Annotated in this window: 17 protein-coding genes; 8 read left to right on the top strand and 9 right to left on the bottom strand. The window is 71.5% G+C overall.

Annotation, left to right across the window (positions count from 1 at the left end):
• Positions 1-16: 16 nt before the first annotated feature.
• Positions 17-913, top strand: a complete 897-nt coding sequence (locus VFB40_RS26860) for a DUF72 domain-containing protein (protein ID WP_324855521.1) — start codon at positions 17-19, stop codon at positions 911-913.
• Positions 914-917: 4 nt separating this feature from the next.
• Here the strand turns inward: VFB40_RS26860 and VFB40_RS26855 are convergent, their stop codons facing one another.
• Complete coding sequence (locus tag VFB40_RS26855) at positions 918-3,068, bottom strand: cellulose binding domain-containing protein (RefSeq protein ID WP_324855519.1); 2,151 nt, start codon at positions 3,066-3,068, stop codon at positions 918-920.
• 114 nt (positions 3,069-3,182) lie between these two features.
• Positions 3,183-4,529 carry an MFS transporter gene (locus VFB40_RS26850; protein ID WP_324855517.1) on the bottom strand — a complete coding sequence of 449 codons (1,347 nt, stop codon included), beginning with the start codon at positions 4,527-4,529 and terminating at the stop codon, positions 3,183-3,185.
• Between the two features lie 89 nt (positions 4,530-4,618).
• Between VFB40_RS26850 and VFB40_RS26845 the strand changes: the two genes are divergently transcribed.
• Positions 4,619-5,194 (top strand): TetR/AcrR family transcriptional regulator, encoded by a 576-nt coding sequence (locus VFB40_RS26845; protein ID WP_324855515.1) that lies wholly within the window; start codon positions 4,619-4,621, stop codon positions 5,192-5,194.
• 46 nt (positions 5,195-5,240) lie between these two features.
• Here the strand turns inward: VFB40_RS26845 and VFB40_RS26840 are convergent, their stop codons facing one another.
• Positions 5,241-6,035, bottom strand: a complete 795-nt coding sequence (locus VFB40_RS26840; protein WP_324855536.1) for an SAM-dependent methyltransferase — start codon at positions 6,033-6,035, stop codon at positions 5,241-5,243.
• A 655-nt stretch (positions 6,036-6,690) separates the two neighbouring features.
• Between VFB40_RS26840 and VFB40_RS26835 the strand changes: the two genes are divergently transcribed.
• Entirely contained in the window at positions 6,691-7,476 is a 786-nt protein-coding gene (locus tag VFB40_RS26835; protein WP_324855513.1) for a PhzF family protein, read from the top strand.
• An 88-nt stretch (positions 7,477-7,564) separates the two neighbouring features.
• On the opposite strand, the gene VFB40_RS26830 is transcribed toward VFB40_RS26835, so the two are convergent.
• Complete coding sequence (locus VFB40_RS26830) at positions 7,565-9,169, bottom strand: hypothetical protein (RefSeq protein WP_324855511.1); 1,605 nt, start codon at positions 9,167-9,169, stop codon at positions 7,565-7,567.
• Between the two features lie 73 nt (positions 9,170-9,242).
• Positions 9,243-11,627: a Tex family protein gene (locus VFB40_RS26825; RefSeq protein ID WP_324855509.1), complete on the bottom strand. Its 2,385-nt coding sequence runs from the start codon at positions 11,625-11,627 to the stop codon at positions 9,243-9,245.
• Between the two features lie 132 nt (positions 11,628-11,759).
• Between VFB40_RS26825 and VFB40_RS26820 the strand changes: the two genes are divergently transcribed.
• The 3 genes from VFB40_RS26820 (at position 11,760) to VFB40_RS26810 (ending at position 14,953) form a co-directional block, all read left to right on the top strand.
• The gene (locus VFB40_RS26820) at positions 11,760-12,275 is read left to right on the top strand and encodes a GNAT family N-acetyltransferase (RefSeq protein ID WP_324855507.1); all 516 of its coding nucleotides are present in this window, start codon (positions 11,760-11,762) and stop codon (positions 12,273-12,275) included.
• A 125-nt stretch (positions 12,276-12,400) separates the two neighbouring features.
• The gene (locus VFB40_RS26815; RefSeq protein WP_324855505.1) at positions 12,401-13,822 is read left to right on the top strand and encodes an ATP-binding protein; all 1,422 of its coding nucleotides are present in this window, start codon (positions 12,401-12,403) and stop codon (positions 13,820-13,822) included.
• A gap of 78 nt (positions 13,823-13,900) precedes the next feature.
• Positions 13,901-14,953 carry a tetratricopeptide repeat protein gene (locus VFB40_RS26810; protein ID WP_324855503.1) on the top strand — a complete coding sequence of 351 codons (1,053 nt, stop codon included), beginning with the start codon at positions 13,901-13,903 and terminating at the stop codon, positions 14,951-14,953.
• Here the strand turns inward: VFB40_RS26810 and VFB40_RS26805 are convergent.
• Entirely contained in the window at positions 14,943-15,638 is a 696-nt protein-coding gene (locus tag VFB40_RS26805; RefSeq protein WP_324855501.1) for a class I SAM-dependent methyltransferase, read from the bottom strand. The two genes, VFB40_RS26810 and VFB40_RS26805, sit on opposite strands and share 11 nt — an antisense overlap.
• Before the next feature lie 177 nt (positions 15,639-15,815).
• Here VFB40_RS26805 and VFB40_RS26800 point away from each other — a divergent pair, with 177 nt between their 5' ends.
• A complete protein-coding gene (locus VFB40_RS26800; protein ID WP_324855500.1) occupies positions 15,816-16,685 on the top strand; it encodes an LLM class flavin-dependent oxidoreductase in 870 nt (289 codons plus the stop codon).
• A gap of 117 nt (positions 16,686-16,802) precedes the next feature.
• Here VFB40_RS26800 and VFB40_RS26795 read toward each other — a convergent pair whose 3' ends face one another.
• Positions 16,803-17,504 (bottom strand): (Fe-S)-binding protein, encoded by a 702-nt coding sequence (locus tag VFB40_RS26795; protein ID WP_324855498.1) that lies wholly within the window; start codon positions 17,502-17,504, stop codon positions 16,803-16,805.
• 157 nt (positions 17,505-17,661) lie between these two features.
• On the opposite strand from VFB40_RS26795, the gene VFB40_RS26790 reads away from it, so the two are divergent.
• Positions 17,662-18,879, top strand: coding sequence for a PP2C family protein-serine/threonine phosphatase (locus VFB40_RS26790; protein WP_324855496.1), 1,218 nt, complete (start codon positions 17,662-17,664; stop codon positions 18,877-18,879).
• A 13-nt stretch (positions 18,880-18,892) separates the two neighbouring features.
• Here VFB40_RS26790 and VFB40_RS26785 read toward each other — a convergent pair whose 3' ends face one another.
• Complete coding sequence (locus VFB40_RS26785; RefSeq protein ID WP_324855494.1) at positions 18,893-19,762, bottom strand: GNAT family N-acetyltransferase; 870 nt, start codon at positions 19,760-19,762, stop codon at positions 18,893-18,895.
• 120 nt (positions 19,763-19,882) lie between these two features.
• On the bottom strand, positions 19,883-20,667 hold a 785-nt coding region (locus VFB40_RS26780; RefSeq protein ID WP_324855492.1), incomplete at its 5' end, for an NAD(P)-dependent oxidoreductase.

Here is a 20,667-nt window from a genome sequence, read left to right as displayed (position 1 = left end):
GTGAGTTCAAGGAGGTATGGGCTCTGTGTCGGATCCGGGGCGTCGTTCGATCCTGGTCGGTACCGCGGGCTGGGCTGACAGCGACCTGATCGCGTCCGGCTGGTATCCGCCGGGTGTGCGCAGTCCGGCCGACCGGCTGCGTCACTACGCGAGCGTGTTCCCGCTCGTGGAGGTCGACTCGCCGTACTACGCGATCCCGGATGTCTCGGTGGTGCGCGGCTGGGCCGAGAACACTCCGAGCGGATTCGTCATGGACGTAAAGGCCTACTCGCTGCTCACCGGCCAGCGCACACCGGTCACGTCGCTTCCGCCGGATCTGCGGGAACTGACCGACCACGCCTGGATCTCGCTGACCAACGCGCCGAAGGAGGTGGTCGACGAGTCCTGGCACCGGTTTCAGCAGGCCGTCGAGCCGCTGCGCACGGCCGGGCGGCTCGGGCTGGTCCTGCTTCAGTTCCCGGCGACCTGTCGGCCCGGGGCAAGCGGGGAGCAGCTGATCTCGGACGCGCTCTCCCGGTGCGCGCCGCTGAAAGCGGCGGTCGAGTTCCGCAACGGCGCCTGGTTGGACGCGCGCCACCAGGATCGCGCCCTCGGCCTGCTGCGCGAGCACGGCGCCGCGCACGTGTGCGTCGACATGCCGCAGTCGCACGCCGACGCGATGCCGCTGCTGCTCGCCGCGACCGCGGACACTGCCGTGGTCCGGCTGCACGGCCGCAGCGAGCAGTGGGCGGGCGGGGACAAGCGTGAGCGCTACCGCTACGAGTACTCCGCGGACGAACTCGACGCCTGGGCCTCGTGCGCCCGGCAGTTGTCGAAGAGTGCTGAGTCGGTGCACGTGGTGTTCAACAACTGCTGCGGCGGCGCGGCCCAGCGCGCCGCCGCGGGCCTGCTCGAGCGGATTGAAGCCGCCTAGCCGATCAGTGCGCCGTACAGCTCAGGCTCGGCAGCGTCGCGGGCGGGGCGCCGGAGCCGAGTAATCCGAACGTGGTCGAGCCGCCCGGCGCCAGCGCGCCGTTGTAGCTCAGGTTCGAGGCCGTGACCGCGGCGCCGGACTGGGTCTCGGTCGCGTTCCAGATCTGCGTGACGGTCTGCGAACCAGGCCAGGAATATCCGACGTTCCAGCCGCTGATCGCCTTGCCGCCGGCCGTCACCGTGAACCCGAGCTGGAAGCCGCCGCTCCACGAGCTGCTCACCGACCAGGTCGCGGTGCAGCCTGCGGCCGAACCCGAGGAGCTGGCCGAGGGCGAGGAGGACGGGGACGAGCTCGGCGAGGCGGAAGGAGACGAGGACGCACTGGCCGAGGCGCTGGCCGAGGCGCTCGGCGAGGCCGAACGCGACGGGCTCGCGGACGGCGAACCGGAGGGCGAGGAGCCGCTGCCGTTACTGAGCACGACCACTGATTCTGCCGGGATGGTCAGCGATCCGCCCGAGAACGTGCTCTGCGCGATCGTCGGGCTCGCCGCGCTGTAGACGTATTCCGTCTCCGAGGTGCTCGTGATCCCGAGGCTGGCGGTGCTGACCGTGTAAGCGTTCGACGGATCGGCGTTGGCGAGCAGCACGGAGTACGAGCCGCCCGGCGCGCTGGAGGAGTATCCGTAGATGTTCGGCGTCGCGACGCTCAGAGTGCTGACCTTCGCGCCGCTGACCGCGAGCTTGGAGGCCAGCTGGTAGCCGTAGTACGGCGCGTACGGGGTGTCCATGGCCGGTTCGCCGCCGGTGGCGGAGGAGAACATGCCGAAGTCGGCGGTCGGGGTGCCGTAGTTGTGCACGTCCCACCAGTCGACGCTCTGCGCGCCGAAGGAAAGCCACTCGAGCGCGTTGGCGGCGGCGAACAGGGCGCCGACCGGCTCCTCGTTCCATTCGTTCGCGGTCTGCGACATGTTGGTCTCGCCGACCACGAAGTACGCCTTCGGGTCGTATGTTGACAGAGTCGACTTCACCTCGGCGGCCGCGGCCGGGATGTTGTCGACCAGCTCCATGATCGACTGCACGCTCTCGGCCGGCACTCCGTTGATCGGGTACCAGTGCACGTCGGCGCAGTCGATGTCGGCGGCGTCGGCCTGCAGGATGGTGCTGTTCCAGGTCTGCCAGTTGTCCACGCCGGAGCCGGGCGCCAGGCCGCCGTCCATGCCGTAGTCGTAGCAGACCTGCGCCTTCGGGTCGGCGGACTTGATCGCCTGCATGTACGCCAGGCCGTTGCTCGCGTAGGAGGCGGCGGTGTGCGCGCCGGCGTGGTTGTCGGTTTCCCAGGATCCGTAGTTCTCGTTGCCGATCTCCCACAGCGAGACGCCTTCGCCCGCCGTGGTCGCGGCCTGCTTGGCCCACGCGCCGGCGCTGGCCGCGGTGTCGGAGCCGTAGTTCACGGTCACGAACTTCTGGCCGCCGCTGATCGAGTCGACCTGGCTGGAGTACTGCGCGAAGTTCACCGGCTGGGTCTGGCTCTTGGCGGTGTTGGTCTGCCACATGTACTCATCAGCCCACGAGCCGCCGGGGTAGCGGATCAGGCCGGTGTGCGCGGCGTTGAGATCGGTCGAGATCGCCGAGTCGACGAAGTTGGTGTCCCAGGACGCCGTGTTGACGCCCAGAGGCGTGAGGGAGCCGGAGAGCACAGCGCTCGACGAACCCTGGCTCGGCCCGGAGCAGGTCACCGTCGGCACCGGGTTGGAAGTGCCGTTGTAAGTTCCGTGGAAGCCCCAGGTGGTGCTCGCGCCGGGCGCCAGGGTCGCGTTGTAGCTGCCCGCGGGCGTGGCGGTCACCGTGGTGCCGTTCTGCGCGACCGTGGCGCTGTACGGGCTGCCGGCGATGATCGCCTGGCCGGCGGTGAAGTTCCAGGAGACGTTCCACGTGCTGATCGCGTACGTCGCGTTGTTCGTCACGGTGACCGTGACGCCGAAGTCCGGCGGGCTGTCGGACGGAGTCTGCCAGCCGATCGTGTACACCGCGCTGCACGCGGCCCCGGTGTCCGCCGGGGCGCTGGAGGCGCCCACGGTGACCGCGGCGAGCGTGGCGCCCGCCGTCACGGCGAGCGCCACGGCGCTGCTGCCCCAGCGCCTGGATCTGATGCTCATGCGGGCCCCCTCGAAGAGATTGACCGGTTTAGCGCGGTTGGATGCTACGACCTGCCGCGCATAAGTCAAGGGCCTGCGAAACTTTCACGTCCGCCGGAGGCCGGCGGGCCGGGTTCAGGCCTTGCCGCGGCTCGGGCGGGCGACCGCGACGAGCGCGACGGCCGCGAGCAGCATGACCGCCGCGCCGTACTCGCGCGCCGCAGGCAGCAGGCCGCCGTGGACGACGAGGAATCCGCCGACGACTGCGGGCAGGCCCATCGCGAGATATGAGGCCACGTACACCGTGGACAGCAGGCCGGAGCGCTCGTGCGGCGCGGCGAGCGGGACCACGGTGCGGATCGCGCCCTGGAACCCCGCGCCGAAGCCCGCGCCCGCGATGACCGCGCCGATGAAGAAGGCGAGGCTGGAGCGGGTCTCCATGCCCAGCAGCGTCACGCCGACGCCGGCGAACAGCCACAGCGTGCCCAGCAGCATCACCGTGCGCGCGGCCGCGCCGCGCAGCAGCAGGACGGCCAGGGCGCCGCTGGCGGCCAGCGCGAACAGCGACAGACCGCCGAGGACCGGCGAGTGCGAGCCGGTGACCAGGCCGACGACCGCCGGGCCGACCGAGCCGTAGAACCCGGCGAGCGCCCACAGCGCGATCAGCACCGGCAGCGCCTTGAGCAGCGGCCCGCGCGCCGCCCTCGGAACGCCCAGCTGCGGGCGCAACGAGCCCAGCGCTCCGGATTCGCGCGCCGAGGTCTCCCGCATCAGCGCCACGCCGACCGCCTGGACGGCGAAGGTCGCGAACAGCACGAGGTAGACGAGGTGTTCCGGGGCGGGCAGGTATTGGACCAGCGCGCCGGACAGCAGCGAGCCGGCGGCGGTGCCGGACAGCGGCGCGACGGCGTTGGTGATCGTGCCCTTTACGCGGTCCAGGTCCAGCAGTCCGGCGCCGACCGCGCCCAGGGCGCCGCCGGTGGCGATTCCCTGCACGATCCGCCCCGCCATCAGGGCACTGACGCTGCCCGCGGTGGCGAACACCAGCATGGACACGGCTTGCAGCCCGATCGCGGTGATCAGCACCGGGCGGCGGCCGACGTGATCGGAGAGCGAGCCGACGACGAGCAGCGCGCCGAGCACGGCCAGCGCGTAGATGCCGAAGACCACGGTGGTGGTGATCGGCGAGAAGTGCCAGGCCGCCTGGTAGCGGGCGTAGAGCGGGGTGGGTGCGCTGGAGGCGGCGAGGAAGGAGATGACGATCGAGGCCTGAAGGTAGAACGCGACCCGATCGGGAAGCAGCGGTCTGCGCCGGCCTGGAACCGCGTGGCGCGGCGTGACGTTGGCGGGCGCAGTGTTGGTGGGCGCGGTATTGGCGGGCGCGGGGCGCGCTGACGCAGTGCGCGACGGCGAGGTGATTGCCTGACCAGGCGTGTGCGGCGGGGTGACGGTTGGAGCGTGGCCAGCGGTCACGGTGGGCATCCGAAGCTCCTAGGCTCGACCTGCATCGTCAGTCAGACCGGTCTGTCTGGCTCTCGAGCCTAGACAGACCTGTCTGGTATAGTCAAGCCATGGCCGCGAGAAGTGCCGAACAGCTCTCCGCCCGCGAGCGGCTGCTGGCCGCCGCCAATGAGCTGTTCTACGAAGAGGGTGTGAACACGGTCGGCATCGACCGGGTGATCGAGCGCGCCGGAGTCGCCAAGGCGACGCTGTACAGCGCGTTCGGCAGCAAGGATGAACTGATCCGCGCCTACCTGGAGCAGCGCTACCAGACGCGGCGGGAGCGCACCATGCGCGCGGTGGACAAGTTCGAGACGCCGCGCGAGCGCCTCATGGCGGTCTTCGACGCGCTGTCCGAGTCGCTGTCCCAGCCGAACTATCACGGCTGCGCGTTCGTCAACGCCAGTGCCGAGGCCCGGCCGGGCAGCCCGATCGAGCGCGCCGTCGATGGTTGTCGCGGCTGGCTGCGCGAGCTGCTCACGCAGCTGGCTGAGGAAGCCGGCGCGGCCGACCCGCAGCAGCTGGCCTGGCAGCTGCACCTGATCTACGACGGGGCGGCCGTCTCGGCGCGCATGGACCACGACCCCGGCGCGATCTTCCCCGCCCGGCTGGCGGCCGAGGCGCTGATCAGCGCGGCGCTGGACTGACGCCCGGGCGGCCGCGCACGGGGCACAGCCTTGGCCGCGACCCGGTCTACGGGACGCGGGCGACCGCGCCGTAATGCGGAAGCCGCAGCTTCACCGGCGCGTCCCCGGTGTCCGGATGCCAGTGCGTCACCACGACCACGCCCGGCTCCACCAGCTCCAGCCCGTCGAACCAGGACGCGATGCGCTCGCGGGTGCGCGAAGTGATCGGGCTGGTGGACGCGCGGTACAGCTTGTAGATCCCGTCCGTCTCGGTGTCGTCGAAGTCGTCGACGCTCCCGTGCGAGATCATCAGGAAGCTGCCGGGGGCGAGCGCGGCCAGGTAGCGGGCGACCAGCCGGTCCGGGTCGTCGGACTCGGGGATGTGCGGCAGCACCGAGGCCATGATCAGGCCGAGCGGGCGGGTGAGGTCCAGCAGCCGCTCGACCTGCGGGGCGTTCAGAATCGCGTCGGCGTGCCGGATATCGGCATGGAGAATCGCAGCCCCGGAATTGCCTGCCAGCAGCGTTTCGCTCGCGTGCACGGCGACCGGCTCCGAATCCACATACACAACGCGCGCATCCGGGTTCACAGCCTGCGCTATCTCATGCACGTTGCCGACCGTCGGCACACCCGAGCCGAGATCGAGGAACTGATCGATACCCTGTCCGATCATGAAGCGCACGGCCCGGCGCAAGAAATCGCGGTTGGCGCGCGCCGCGGCCTTTACTCCGGGGAATGCCGCCTCCGCCGCTTCCGCGGCCTCCCGGTCGGCCTCGAAGTTGTGGAAGCCGCCGAGATAGTAGTCGTACATTCGCGCCGGATTGGGGCGATGCGGGTCAAGCTCATGCGCGTGCAGCGTCATCGCCTCCACAACAAGGACCGTATGCGGCACCACAGTACTCGCTATACGCACCATGACGCATGGCGAGCATCTTGATCCCCATGTACGGCCTGACCTGCGGCGCGATATCTCACCGTGCGATATCACCCGGTGACATTGCGCGATGCGGAAGCGGTGCGCGGCGCGCTATGGGAGAGGACTGAGAAGAAGCCCGGGGAAATGCCGCGTGAAAGGTACGCGAAATCCAGATGACCCGGCGTTGGGGGGGTGTTCGGCCGGCGATCGTTTTTCCCGGCCGCGGCTTACGAATCGTATCCGAGCGGCAACGCAGACGGCCCGCAGGCTACTTCCCGCCGAAGCGTCTCAGAATCCGCACACCGAGGGCGGCGGTTCCGGGCGCTGCGGCCGGGCACCGGGGACGATGCCGGTGAGCCTGCGGGCCGGGTGACTGCTTGAATTCGCCCGCCGCCGAGCCTGTCGGTGAAGGCCGGCGCGAGGCCTGGCCTCCTGGCGGGCAGGGCGGCTAGCGGACAGCCACCTCACGCGTCCTGGCAATACTCATACTGCAGGATCACCTCCTTTCGGTGTGCGGCCACGGTATGCCGGGCCCTTCGCCGGCGCAATTGAATTAATCTTGCTGCAGGCCACAGATGGCGAAGCTCGGAAGGGGACCGCGATGACCACCACGCTCGAAGTGCAGGTGCTGCGGGTGTTCACCGACGCCGGCGCCGGGCACGGCAACGAGCTCGGTGTCGTGTACGACGCCGCCGGACTGGCGGGCGAGCTGGGCATCAGGCTGGCCGCGCACCTCGGGTTCAGCGAGACCGTGTTCATCGACGACGAGCCGCGCGCCGGGTTCCGCATCTTCACCCCGGCCGCGGAGCTGAAGCTGGCGGGGCATCCGACGGTCGGGACCGCGTGGGTGCTCGGCGAGCGGGCCGGCGGCGAGGTACCCGCCGTGGTGCGGCCTCGGCTCGCCGCCGAGGTGGCGGCGTGGCGGGAGGAGGTGGGCGGCGTCGGTGACGGCGGCTCGGACGGCGCTGCCGCCCACGACGGCGGCGGAGGCGACAGCCATCGGAACGACGGCAAGGACAGCGTCGTGTGGATTCGCGGCGCGGTCGCGGACGCCCCGCCGTGGCAGTTCGTGCAGCTCGACGAGCCGGCGCAGGTCGACGCGCTGAGCCCGGACGCACCCGAGCAGCGCGGGCGGCACCAGTTCTGGGCCTGGATCGACGAGTCGGCGGGACTGGTGCGCGCCCGGACCTTCTGCGCGGACCTGGGCGTGCCGGAGGATGAGGCAACCGGTTCGGCCGCGATCCGCTTGGCGGACAAGCTGCAGCGGCCGATCACTGTGCATCAGGGCCGTGGTTCGGTGCTGTACGCGCGTCCGGCGGCCGAGGCGGGCTGGGCGGAGGTCGGCGGCCGCGTCGTGTCCGCCGGCTTCCGCAGCGTCACGCTGTAACGCCGTCCGGCCGGACCGTAGTGCCGTCCGGCCGAATCAGGGCACGCACGAGCCCGGGTTCGGCTCGGCGTGCGCGGTCAGGGTCCGGTCAGCAGCCGGGCGTGGTCTGCTGGGTCGAGGTGGTCTCGCCCGAGACCGCCTTCAGTGTGAACTGCTCGCCGCAGTACGCGTCGGCCGGGATCGAGGCGCCGATCGAGTACGCGGTCTTGCCGCTCAGCGTCCAGGATGCGGTGCGCTCGTCGGCCCTCGCGCCGTTCTTCTCGCCCCAGTAGTCGACCGTAACGGTCACCTGGCCGGTGCCGGTCGTGTTCACCGCGAGGATCATCGCGACCTGATGCACGGCGGGGCTGCCGCCGAGCAGCGAGACCTGGATCGACTTGACCCCGGCGGCGTTGGGCGGCGGGGGCTGGGTCGGCGGGGTGGTCACCGGGGTGACCGCCGAATGCGTGCTGTGCGGGGTCGCCGAAGCCGCGGGATGCCCCTTGGCGGGGGAGGCGGCAGGGTGCGCGGCGTGCGTGCTGCTGCTCTGCGCGGCCGCCGAACTGCCGGCGGGGGCGGCGCCGATGTGCAGGCTGCTGATCGCCCACCAGCACAGCGCGGCGACCGCGCCGAGGATGCCGACGGCCTGCACGACCATGCCGGCATGCGGGCCGCGCCGGTCGGGGCGCACGATCGGGTCGTACTCGTCGTCTCCGTCCGAGCCGTTGCCCCCGGGCCCGGCCCAGATGACCGGGCGGGAGAAGGCCGGCGGCGGCAGCGGGCCCTGGTGCGGCGCGGTGCGCGGCCGCGGGGTGAAGCCGGGCTCTGATTCCGGCTCTGCCAGCGGAACCTCGGGTCCGGATCCGGCGGTGAGCGGGGGCTGCGCCGACGGCGGGTGGTTAGAGGGCGCGGCGAAGTTGGCAGGCGCCGTGTAGATCGAGGGCGGCCCGAAGATCGGGACGGAGCTCGCCGACGGCGCGGCGTGCGGCATCTCCGGCGACTGCGGCCGGAACAGCTGCTCAAGCTCGGGTTCGAGCTCCTCCGGCAGCGGCGGCGGCTGGACCGGCTGGCCGTAGGCAGGAGCCGGGGCCTGCGGCTGGTGCGGCCAGGGTTCGAACTGCACCGGGACCTGCGGTCCGGCGTGCTCCGGCCCGGACTGCACCGGCTCCTGCGGGTCTAAGGACTCGAACTCGTAGGCCGGCCTGCGGTGCCGCCCTGAGTTGGCCAGCGGGTCGAGGATCGCCGTCGCGGGCACCGAGCCGAAGGCCGTGGCCACGCGCGGCGCCGGGTGCGGCGGTCCCTCGGTGATGGCGCTCGGCGGAGCGGCGGCGGGGTTGGGGACGGCGGGAGCGAACTGGTCCAGGATGCGCGCGCCCGCCGAGGCTATCCGGGCCAGGTCGGCGGAGAGGTGCGCCTGGTGGTTGAGCGTCCAGTCCAGGTCCACGTCGTCGAGCACCGGGCGCCACCAGTCCAGCGCGAAGCCCGCCTGCGCGAGCAGCGCCTGCACCTGGCCGTCCCACGGCGTCTCCCGGTCGGGGTACTCCCCAGCCAGCTGCTCGACGCGGGCGGCCACCGCGGCGAGCTGGTCGAGGGCGACGCGCGCGTCAGCGTCCGTGCGGGGCAGCGCCCAGCGCAGACCGAGCAGGGCCTGAACGAGTTCGTCGCGCGGATCCGTCGGCCGGTCCGGACCCGGCGTCCTCCAATCGGCGGTCACCCCTGGTTCGTACCCACGCTTTCTGATACGCAGTGCTTCCGGGTGGTTACGATTTCGTGCTCTTGGTTGCTCATTAAACCAAACCGGCGCGCCGGAGCGCATCAGCAAGCGCGGTATCTGGCGCTCCTGCGCCACTCGCGCCGCCGCGGCCCCGGTCGCCGCGCTGCCGTTCGTCCCGGCCGCGACCGCCAGGGTTCTGATTACGGCGCTGGTCGCCACGCCCCTCCTGGCCCTCCCGGCCGGATCCGGGGCCGCCGCGCGGCCGCTGCGGCTCGTCGTCGAGGCGCAGGGTCAGCGAGATGCGCTGCCGCGGCAGGTCCACGTCGAGCACCTTCACGCGCACCACGTCGCCGGGCTTGACCACCTCGCGCGGGTCCTTGACGAAGTTCTTCGACATCGCCGAGACGTGCACGAGCCCGTCCTGGTGCACGCCGACGTCGACGAACGCGCCGAACGCGGCGACGTTGGTGACCACACCCTCGAGCAGCATCCCGGGCTGGAGGTCGGAGGGCTTCTCCACGCCCTCCTTGAACACGGCGGTCTGGAAGGCCGGGCGCGGGTCGCGGCCCGGCTTCTCCAGTTCCCTGAGGATGTCGGTGACCGTCGGCAGGCCGAAGGTCTCGTCCACGTAGCTCTCCGGCTTGATCGAGCGCAGCGCGGAGGTGTTGCCGATCAGGCTCTTGATCTCCTGCTTGGTGTCGGTCAGGATCCTGCGAACCACCGGATAGGCCTCGGGGTGCACGCTGGAGGCGTCCAGCGGGTCGTCGCCGCCGGGGATGCGCAGGAAGCCGGCGCACTGCTCGAAGGCCTTCGGCCCCAGGCGGGAGACGGTCTTGAGCGCGGCGCGGGTGCGAAACGGGCCGTTGCTGTCGCGATGCGCGACGATGTTCTCGGCCAGGCTTTCGCCGATGCCTGATACCCGCGCCAGCAGCGGCACGGAGGCGGTGTTCACGTCCACGCCGACCGCGTTGACGCAGTCCTCGACGACGGCGTCCAGCGAGCGGGAGAGCTTGAACTCGGACAGGTCGTGCTGGTACTGCCCGACCCCGATGGACTTCGGATCGATCTTCACCAGCTCGGCCAGCGGGTCCTGCAGGCGGCGGGCGATCGAGACCGCGCCGCGCAGCGAGACGTCCAGCTCGGGCAGCTCCCGTGAGGCGTACGCGGAGGCGGAGTAGACCGACGCGCCGGCCTCCGAGACCAGCACCTTGGTCAGCTGCAGTTCCGGATGACGCGCGATCAGGTCCGCGGCCAGCTTGTCGGTCTCCCGCGAGGCGGTGCCGTTACCGATCGCGACCAGGTCCACCCGGTGCTGCGCGGCCAGCTTCGCGAGCGTGGCGATCGACTCGTCCCAGCGCTGCTGCGGCACGTGCGGGTAGATCGCGGTGGTCGCGACGACTTTGCCGGTGGCGTCCACGACGGCGACCTTCACGCCGGTGCGGTAGCCGGGGTCAAGGCCCATCGTGGCCCGCGTCCCGGCCGGGGCGGCCAGCAGCAGGTCGCGCAGGTTGGCCGCGAAGACCCGCACCGCCTCGTCCTCGGCCGCCTGCCACAGCCGCATCCGCAGGTCGATGCCGAGGCGCACCAGGATCCGGGTGCGCCAGGCCCAGCGCACGGTCTCCAGCAGCCAGCGGTCGGCCGCGCGGCCCTGGTCTGCGATCTCGAAGCGCGCGGCGATGCGGACCTCGTAGCCGGTGCGCACGGTCGTGCCCGCGGCGGCGGCGGGGTCGGCCTCCTCCGGTTCCAGGACGAGGTCGAGCACCTCCTCCTTCTCGCCGCGCAGCAGCGCGAGCACGCGGTGCGAGGGCAGCGTGGTGAAGGGTTCGGCGAACTCGAAGTAGTCGGAGAACTTCGCGCCCGCGTCCTGCTTGCCCTCGCGCACCTTGGAGACCAGCCGGCCACGCTGCCACATCCGCTCGCGCAGCTCGCCGATCAGGTCGGCGTCCTCGGCGAAGCGCTCGATCAGGATCGCGCGCGCGCCGTCAAGGGCCGCGGCCGCGTCGGCCACGCCCTTGTCGGCATCCACGTACTCGGCAGCCGCCGTCTGCGGGTCCTGCGACGGGTCGCCGAGCAGCAGGTCGGCCAGCGGCTCGAGCCCGGCCTCGCGGGCGATCTGCGCCTTGGTGCGGCGCTTGGGCTTGAACGGGAGGTAGATGTCCTCGAGCCGGGCCTTGGAGTCGGCGGCCAGGATCTGGGCCCGCAGCGCGTCGTCGAGCTTGCCCTGGCTGTCGATCGACTCCAGGATCGCGGTGCGCCGCTCCTCGAGCTCGCGCAGGTATCGCAGCCGCTCCTCGAGGGTGCGCAGCTGGGTGTCGTCGAGCGCGCCGGTGACCTCCTTGCGATAGCGCGCGATGAAGGGGACGGTCGATCCGCCGTCCAGCAGCTCCACCGCCGCCGCGACCTGCCGCTCCCGTACCCCCAGCTCCTCCGCGATCCGCTGGTTGATCGGCACCGTCATCGTCTTTCCGCCCTTGCCGCCGGTCGTCTGAACTTCGCGTTAAGCATTACGCATCGTGCCGGGCAACCGTATCGGAATCGCGGCCCGATATCCGTTGGCAGCCCCGACACTCCACCGAGGATCATCATCGCCATGAGCACATACGAGATCCGCCGCTTCCGGGCCGACGAGTGGGAGAAGTTCCGGGAGATCCGGCTCGAAGCGCTGAAGGACACCCCGATCGGCTTCGGCGAGTGGTACGAGGACGCGCTCGAGAAGTCCGACGAGGTCTGGCAGGAGCGGACACGGCGCTCCGCCGAGGCTCCGGACAGCGCCTTGTTCGCCGCTTTCCTCAACGGAAAGCCCGTCGGGACGGCCGGCGCGTTCCCGAGAGCGGAGTCGCTCAACCGCGAGATGGTCATCTACGGCGTGTACGTGTCGCCCGAGCACCGCGGCCCGCGGCTCGGCGTCGCCTCGCTGCTCTTCGACGCGGTGATCAAGTGGGCGCGCGAGGTCGGCGGCGCGGACGTGGTGACGCTGTCCGTGCACGAGCGCAACGATCGGGCGCACGCCTTCTATCGCCGCTACGGATTCGTCGACACCGGGGAGACGATGCCGTACAACCTCGACGAGACCGCGTCGCTGATCTGGATGCGCTACCACGGTTGAGCACTGCGTGACCGGCTGGTACCGGTGAGAGCGACGATCCTGACAGTTCCCGTCTAGAGGTGGACTCCACCCCTACACTGGTGCCCCCGGCGTTGCGCCGGGCAAGGCACCGGGGAGGGGATGCAGTGGACGGTTCGCCGCTCATTGACAGCCTGCGTAAGGCGGTGGAAGCCGCGCCGCAGGACGTGCCGCTGCGGCTGCACCTCGCCGGTCTGCTGCTGGGCGCGGGCTCCACGGCCGAGGCGATCAGCCATCTCGGACTGGTGCTGGCCGCCGACCCCACCTGCGCCGAAGCCCTGGAGCTGATGCAGCGCGCGGTCGGCGGCGGGATACGCGTGGACGCCCCGGGCACGTCGGCCCCGACGGCGCACGAACCGGCCCGCGATTCCTCCCCTTACGAGTCGCCCGCCCAGGAGACGGCGGCCCGCGACGCATTGCGCGCCGACGAGTCGCCCTTCGCCGAGCCCTCGGCTCCGCCGCAGCCACACGCGCCGCACGACGCGACCAGCGCCTCCTCCCCCGCCTCGGCCATCCCCGCTCCCCCGCCGCAGCGCTCCAGCGAGCCGGACTTCGACTCCTTCGACTGGGACGCGGCCGCCCGCGACCTCGGCGAGATCCTGCCGCCGATGTTCCTCGACGCGGACGACGAGGAGCTGACCGAGCCCGCGTACGACGTGGAGGAGATCAGCACCGTGCGGCTGGCCGACGTCGGCGGCATGGCGCAGGTCAAGAAGCGGCTCGAGGCGGCGTTCCTGGCTCCGATGCGCAACCCGGAGCTCAGCCGGCTCTACGGAAAGTCGCTCAAGGGCGGCCTGCTGCTCTACGGACCGCCGGGCTGCGGCAAGACCTTCCTGGCCCGCGCGATCGCCGGCGAGCTCGGCGCGGCGTTCTTCTCGGTGACGCTGGCCGACGTGCTGGACATGTACATCGGGCAGAGCGAGCGGAACCTGAGCGAGATCTTCGCCACCGCGCGGCGGCACGCGCCCTGCGTGCTCTTCCTCGACGAGGTGGACGCGATCGGGCAGCGGCGCAGCCAGCTGCGGTCCAACTCGATGCGCGGCACCGTCAACCAGCTGCTCTCAGAGCTCGACGGCGTCGGTGCGCAGAACGACGGCGTCTTCGTGCTGGCGGCCACCAACGCGCCCTGGGACGTGGACGTGGCGCTGCGCCGGCCCGGGCGGCTGGATCGCACCGTGCTCGTGCTGCCGCCGGACCAGTCCGCCCGCGAGGCGATCCTGCGGCATCATCTCAAGGGCCGCCCGGTCGCGAAGATCGACCTGGCCGCCACGGCGAAGCGCACCGAGGGTTACTCGGGGGCCGACCTCGCGCACGTCTGCGAGACCGCGGCCGAGCGGGCGCTGCTGGACTCGGCGGTCTCCGGCGCGGTGCGGATGATTGAGATGCGCGACATCGAGGCCGCGCTGGGCGAGGTGCGCCCGTCGATCGGACCGTGGCTCGAGTCGGCGCGCAACGTGGCGATGTTCGCGAACGAGGCCGGCGCCTATGACGATCTGCTGGACTATCTGAAGAAGCGCAAGCTGCTGTAGGCCCGGCGCGCCGTCCGGTCCGCGGCGGCGACCGATCCGAAGCGGCAACCGACCCGAAGCAATGACCGAGGTGGAGCGGTGACTGAGCTCGACGCCCGCAACGAACTGCTGCGTGCTTCGACGCTGCTCGACCTCGGCCGCGCCGCCGAGGCCCGCGCCCGGCTGAGCACCCTGCTGGCCGCCGACCCCGCCAACGCGTTCGCGCTGCGGCTGCTGGCCCGCTGCCACCACGCGGCCGGGGACATGGACCTGGCCATAGACACCGCGAAGGCGGCGGTCGCGGCCGACCCGGCCTCGGAGCACGGACACCGCATTCTGGCCAACGCGTACAACTCAGTGGGCGATCGGTGGGCGGCCACCAACTCGGCGCGCGAGGCGCTGCGGCTGGCGCCGGACGAGTGGCGGTGCCACTGGCTGCTGGCGGAGTGCCTGCGGCACAGCGACCCGCACTCGGCCCTCCCGGCGGCGCACCGGGCGCGCGAGCTGGCCCCGAACGAGGCCGACGTGCACGTCCTCTACGGCGTCGTGGTCAAGCAGCTCGGCCGGACCGAAGAGGCGCGCGCGGCGTACCTGCACGCGTTGAGCATCAACCCGAACCTCGCCACCGCGCACAACAACATCGCGGTGCTCGACCGGGCCAACGGGCGCTGGGCCCGGGCGCTGGCCGGATTCCGCACCTCGCTGCGCCACAACCCGCAGCAGAAGCTGGCCCGGGAGAACCTCGCGAACACGATCGTGCTGCTGCTGCGGCGCCTTTGCGCGATCGCCTACGCCTGCGTGCTCGTGGTCGTGTTCACCGCGGGCGTCGCCAGTCCGCTGGTGCTGCGCGGGCTCGGCATCACGCTCACCGCCGGGCTGCTGGCCGGCCTGGTGTGGATCCTGGCGATCGCGCGGCGCAGCGTCGGCGCGTTCGCCACGATGATCCTGCGCACCGATCGCAGGGCACTGACGGCGATGGTGGTGTTCGCGGTCGCGCTGGCGATCGTGGTGGTCGGCGCGATAGTGCAGCTCGTGCCGCAGCGCGAGGTCCGCGCGGCGCTCGGCGGATTCGGGCACGAGGGCCACCTGTTGCCGTTCATCGGCCTCGGCCTGCTGATCGCCGCCCGCAACGCCCGCAACGTCAAGAAGTGAGCATGCGCACAGCTCTGACCCAAGATCGATCAGGGGTCAGATACGCATCGACGCGCAGGCCCGCCTCCGCGAGCGCGCGCTCGAACTCTGTTTCAGTCATCGGGTGCGCGAGGTAGGTCTGGGTCCAGTGCGCGTCCGGGAAGAAGTATTCGGCGCGTACCGAGCGCACGTCCGCGCTGACCGGAGTCGAGGAAACGACCCGCACGAGTCCGTCGCCCAGCACGGCCTCGCGGGGGATGCGATCGTCCCAGCCCTCAGGCCGCCGTTGAATCAGAACGCAGCCATTGTCAGCGACATGTCGCTGACAGGTGGTCAGGATTCCTCGGCGCACCTGCGGATCACCGGCGTGGACGAGGAAAGAGGCCAGCAGCACCACGTCGAAGCGCTCGCCGAGGTCCAGCAGCTCGATCGGGCTGCACACCGTGCGCACGCCGGTGACCCGTTCGAGCATTTCGGCCGACTCGTCGATCGCGGTCACGGCGAACCCGCGCTGGACGAGCGGCCTGGTCATCCGGCCGACGCCACAGCCGAGTTCGAGGAGGGAAGCGCCGGCGGGCACCGCGCCCTGCACGACGTCGACTTCATCGCCCAGCGGGATGCGCTCGTACAGCTCGACCGCGCAGCCGTCCGGAGTGATCGGCCCGGGACCGGTGCCGCTGTACCCTTCACGCGTCGTGTGATCCATGCCTTCCATCGAAACAGGTCACCGCGTTCCACGCCGTGTGTCGGCGGCCGCTGCTAGCGTTTCCCCATGATCGAAAGTTCGCAGCAGGGTGGCGGCCCGCGCGGTGAGACGCGGCGCGGTGATGCGCCACGCGGTGATGCGCCACGCGGTGATGCACGGCGCCGCCGCCTTGGCGTGATGTTCGACCGCTCGCTGCCGCCGGAATCGCTGGTCGCCTTCGCCCGGGAGGTTGAGGCGGCGGGCGCGGACGACCTGTGGGTGGTCGAGGATCTGCGCTGGGCCGGCTCGATCGCGTCCGCGGCCACCGTGCTCGCCGCGACCGAGCGGCTGCGGGTCGGCATCGGCATCGCCCCGGCCCCGCTGCGTAACCCGGCGCTGCTGGCCATGGAGTTCGGCACACTGGCGCGCCTGTATCCCGGCCGTCTCGCGGCGGGCATCGGGCACGGCGCGCCGGAGTGGATGGCGCAGGTCGGCGCGAGCGTGCCGCACAAGCTCGCGCTGCTGGAGGAGACCATCGGCGCGGTGCGGGCGATCCTGCGCGGCGAGGAGGTCTCGGTCGACGGGCGCGCGATCCACCTCGAGAAGATCCAGCTGGTGCACCCGCCGCGGCAGCCGCCGCCGGTGATCGCCGGAGTCATCGGGCCGCGCTCGCTGGAGCTGGCGGGCCGCGTCGCGGACGGCACGCTCGTGGTGGAGGGCCGCGGCCCGAACGACCTGCCTGGCATCAGAGCCCTGATCGAGAAGGGACGCGCCGGCGCGGCGAACCCCGGGCCACACGAGCTGGTCATCTTCACGCACCTGTGCGTCCGCGAGGACCAGGCCGAGGTCCGAGCCGCACTCGCGCCGGTGCTCGCGGAGTACTCCCGGATGCTCGGCGTGCCGGAGCAGGAGGTCTTTACCGTCTCGGGGGATGCGGCGCAGGTCGCGCAGCGCGTGCGGCAGCTGTGGGACGCGGGTGTCCACAGCGTCGTTCTGCGGCCGGTCGGGGACGGGCCCACGCGTCAGTTCGCCGAGGCGGTCGCGGCGGTGCGGCAGTTCGGATCCTGATCCGGCAACTGATACCGGGCGCGGGCGCGGCGGCCGGCGCCGCGGTTGCGGAGCTGACCGCCGGCGGCTGAGAGGCCGTCAACTGCGCGCGTCGCCGCGAGGCTGCGCGCGTGGTCGTCAGGCCGAGCGCGTCGCCGCCAGCACCTCGGCCAGGTGGATCGTGCGGATCGGCGCTCCGGAACGCTGTGCGAGCCCGCCGATGTGCATCAGGCACGAGTTGTCCGCGGCGACGAGGTACTGCGCGCCGGTGCTGACCGCGTTGGCGACCTTGTCGGCGCCCATCGCGGTCGAGACGTCCGGGTTCTTGAGCGAGAAGGTGCCGCCGAAACCGCAGCACTCCTGCGCCCCGGGCAGGTCCTCCAGTTCGAGGCCGGCGACGGCTCGCAGCAGCCGCAGCGGCCGGTCGCCGACGTTCAGCAGCCGCAGCGAGTGACACGTCGGGTGATAGGTGACCTTGTGCGGGAAGTAGGCGCCGACGTCCTCGACGCCGAGCACGTCGATGAGGAACTCCGAAAGCTCGAACACGCGCGGCACGGTCGCGTCCGGCACGATCCTCGGATGAATGTCGCGCACCATCGCGGCGCACGAGCCCGAGGGCGCGACCACGTATTCATACCCTGCGAAGGCGGCCGCGAAGGAGCCCGCGAGCGCGGCGGCGTCGGCGGGGTACCCCGTGTTGTAGTGCATCTGCCCACAGCAGGTCTGGGCCATCGGGAAGTCGACCTCGACGCCGAGTCGTTCGAGCAGCGCGACGGTCGCCTTCCCCGCGTCGGGGAACAGCGCGTCGTTCAAGCAGGTGATGAACAGCGCGATCCGCACCAGCCCGGCCTCTCCTCGGTCAAAGATCCGATGACATCATCGTCCGCCGGGCGTCGTCACGGCAATATGTCTGTGGAGTCGGCCGATGGGTACCCGGCGGTGAACAGCCCACGGATGGGCGTTGCGCGGCGAGGCCGGCCGACGGGTGGTGGTGACGGTGACACAGGAGCAGGACAGCGCGCTGGCGGAGCTGTTGGCGCGCTCGCACACCGCGGCGCCGTCCCAGCTGGCGGGCCTGATCGAGCACACCGCGCACCGGCTGGGCATGGCCGAAGCGGCGCTGTACCTGGCTGACGTGCAGCAGGACGTGCTGGTCCCGCTGCCGGACACGCGCACGTCCGGCGAAGAGGCCGACCCGATCCCGATCGACGGCACCCTCGCCGGTTGGGCCTACCGGACCGTGTCGCCCCGCCTGACCAAGCACGGCTCGCTCACGGTATGGCTGCCGCTGGTCGACGGGGTCGAACGGATCGGGGTGGTGCGCATCACCGCGGCGCAGTTGACCGCGAGAACGCTGGAGGCCGCCGAGGCCCTCGCCTCGCTCGCCACCTTGATCATCGTGTCCATGACCGGATACAGCGACCTGTACACCCGCGTCGCGCGCCGCCGGCCGATGAACGCCGCTGCCGAGATGGTCTGGGCGTTCCTGCCGCCGCTCACCCTCGGCACCGACCAGGTCACCTCCACCGCGGTGCTGGAGCCGGCCTACGAGCTCGGCGGCGACGCGTTCGACCACGGCCTCGACGACGGGCGGCTGCACCTGACCATCCTGGACGCGATGGGCCATGACCTGGGCTCCGGCCTGGCCTCCGCGATCGCGCTGGCCAGCTGCCGCAGCGTACGGCGCGCCTCCGGGCCGCTGCTGCAGATCGCCGAGCACGTCGACGCCGAGCTGGAGCGCTGGCTGCCCGGGATCTCGCTCACCGGCGTGTTCGCCGACCTCAACCTGGACAGCGGGCTGCTGACGTGGGTCAACTGCGGGCATCCCCCACCGCTGCTGATCCGCGGGCGCCGGGTGGTGCCCCGCGCCCTGGAGGCACGCGGCGAACTGCCGCTGGGCCTGCGCCCGCAGTACCAGGCCACCCGCACCCTGCACCGGGCCCAGCTCGAGCCCGGCGACCGGCTGCTGCTGCACACCGACGGGGTCACCGAGGCCCGGTCCGCCGCCGGAGAGCTGTTCGGCGAGCAGCGCCTGGTCGACTTCGTGCTGCGTTCCCTGGCCGCGGAGGAACCGCCGCCCGAGGCGCTGCGCCGGCTCATCCACGCGATCCTGGAGCACCACGACGACCGGCTGCGCGACGACGCCACCATCGTGCTGACCGCCTGGCACCCCGACCGCGGCGTATCCGAGGCGCTCGCGCCCACGCAGGAGTGAACCGCCGGGCCGATCAGCCCTCGAAGCGGAACACCACGCGGTCGCCGAGCGGCCGGAAGCCCAGGCGCTGATACAAGGCGTTGCTGGTCGGGTTGGCCAAATCAGTGAACAGCGAAACTTCGCGCGCCCCGCGCTCGAACGCGCTCTCGCAGACCGCCGCGGTGGCCGCGGCGGCGTAGCCGCGCCCGCGCAACGCCTTCGGCGTGTACACCGGACCGACCCGGATGCCGTCGCCTTCCAGCAGCCGCGTGATCCCCGCCATCGACACAGGCGCCCCGTCCACCTCCCACAGCGTCAGGCCGCCGTAGTCGAGCCGGTCCACGACCGCTCGCTGCGCGTTGATCACCGGGTCGCCGACCTCCTCGGCGAAGTCCACGAACCAGGCCAGCAGCAGATCGAGATCGTCGCTGGTCGCGATGCGCGCCGCTCCGGCGGGGAGCGGCGACGGCCAGGTCAGCTCGCCGAGCAGGTAGAGCCGGTGCTTCGCCCCCTCCCGCGCCACCGCCCCGGTCTCGGCGCACCAGGCGCTCGCCAACGCCTCGGCGACCGGCTGCGGACCGTTGATCCCGGGCAGCGGACGCCCGGAGGTCCGCAGTACCTCGACCAGGGAGCGCGCCGCCGCCTCATCGGGCAGGTCGGAAACGAGCAGCGGATGCGGCGGGGTCTGCAGGAACGCGGCGCTCACCGCGCCGTTCGCGTCCTCGTACCAGCCGAAGCGCGGGCCGCTGTCACCGAACGCCTGCAAGCCGCGTTCCCTCAGCACGGAGGGGATGGACAGCAGGATCGTGTTCTGGGTGGGCTGTGCGCGCAGGAAATCGAGCGCGGCCGCGTCGAAGGCCGCCAAGTCGTCAGTAGTCTGCCAAGCCATACGCCAGTCTGGCACCCGGCCGACACCTTCGCATCCGAGTTTCGACCGGTTGACCGTCGCCCCGGCAGACATGTCGGCGGCCGGTGACGCGGCACGTCGCGTCACCGGCCGCCGGGAAAGAACTCGGCCCCTGGTTCAGCCCGCGCTGTTGCCCTCAGGCCGCAGTTCGAAGCCCGCGCTGCGCGCCTGCAGTTCGAGCAGCGCCGCGAAGTCCAGGTCCCGGAAGCCGGAGGTCACCGCCTCCTGGATGCGCTGGTACGCCGCGCCGGCCACCGGCATCGGGCTCTCCACCACGCGCGCGGCGGCGAGTCCGAGGTCGAAGTCCTTGCGCAGCAGCTCCGTGGTGAAGGTCGGCGTGAAGTCCAGGTTCAGCATCGCCGAGGTCTTGTACCGGGTGAAGTCCGAACCGAGCACCGAGCCGTTGAGGAACTGCATCAGGGCCGTGCGGGTGACGCCGTAGCGCTGGGCGAGCGTCGAGACCTCGGCGAGGGTCTGCGCCATCACGCCGAGCAGCATGTTGTGGCACAGCTTGACCACCCGCGCCGCGTCGCCGTCGCCCACGTAGCTGACGGAGCGTCCGAGGATCTCCAGCAGCGGCAGCACCTGCTGGTAGGCCTCGAGCGGGCCGGAGACGCAGAACGAGGCGGTGCCGCCGGCGACCGCTCCGGCGTTTCCACTGACCGGGGCGGCCAGTACCGCGGTGTCGGTCTTCGCGGCCAGTTCGCGCAGCGTGCGCGCGGCCGGGGCGTCCACCGTCGAGCAGTCCACCACGATGCGCGGGCCGCGGTCGGCGCCGAACAGCGTGGTGGCCACCGCGACCAGGCTGGCCGGGGTGTCCACGGTGATGAAGACGGTGCGGCAGTCGGCCAGGTCGGCCAGCAGGATGCCGTCCGTCATGAGCTTGACGTTGGTCTGGTCGC

This window comes from Actinocrinis sp. (genome assembly GCF_035650855.1).
In the GTDB taxonomy this organism is placed as follows: Bacteria; Actinomycetota; Actinomycetes; order Streptomycetales; family Catenulisporaceae; genus Actinocrinis.
This window is presented reverse-complemented; position numbering and strand designations above follow the sequence as displayed.

Bases quoted from the DNA above. Each gene is read 5' to 3' on its own strand.
- VFB40_RS26820 (WP_324855507.1), top strand. From the start codon at position 11,760: ATGAGCACATACGAGATCCGCCGCTTCCGGGCCGACGAGTGGGAGAAG.
- VFB40_RS26805 (WP_324855501.1), bottom strand. From the start codon at position 15,638: ATGGATCACACGACGCGTGAAGGGTACAGCGGCACCGGTCCCGGGCCG.
- VFB40_RS26835 (WP_324855513.1), top strand. From the start codon at position 6,691: ATGACCACCACGCTCGAAGTGCAGGTGCTGCGGGTGTTCACCGACGCC.
- VFB40_RS26840 (WP_324855536.1), bottom strand. From the start codon at position 6,035: ATGACGCTGCACGCGCATGAGCTTGACCCGCATCGCCCCAATCCGGCG.
- VFB40_RS26860 (WP_324855521.1), top strand. From the start codon at position 17: ATGGGCTCTGTGTCGGATCCGGGGCGTCGTTCGATCCTGGTCGGTACC.
- VFB40_RS26855 (WP_324855519.1), bottom strand. From the start codon at position 3,068: ATGAGCATCAGATCCAGGCGCTGGGGCAGCAGCGCCGTGGCGCTCGCC.
- VFB40_RS26800 (WP_324855500.1), top strand. From the start codon at position 15,816: ATGTTCGACCGCTCGCTGCCGCCGGAATCGCTGGTCGCCTTCGCCCGG.
- VFB40_RS26850 (WP_324855517.1), bottom strand. From the start codon at position 4,529: ATGCCCACCGTGACCGCTGGCCACGCTCCAACCGTCACCCCGCCGCAC.
- VFB40_RS26825 (WP_324855509.1), bottom strand. From the start codon at position 11,627: ATGACGGTGCCGATCAACCAGCGGATCGCGGAGGAGCTGGGGGTACGG.
- VFB40_RS26845 (WP_324855515.1), top strand. From the start codon at position 4,619: ATGGCCGCGAGAAGTGCCGAACAGCTCTCCGCCCGCGAGCGGCTGCTG.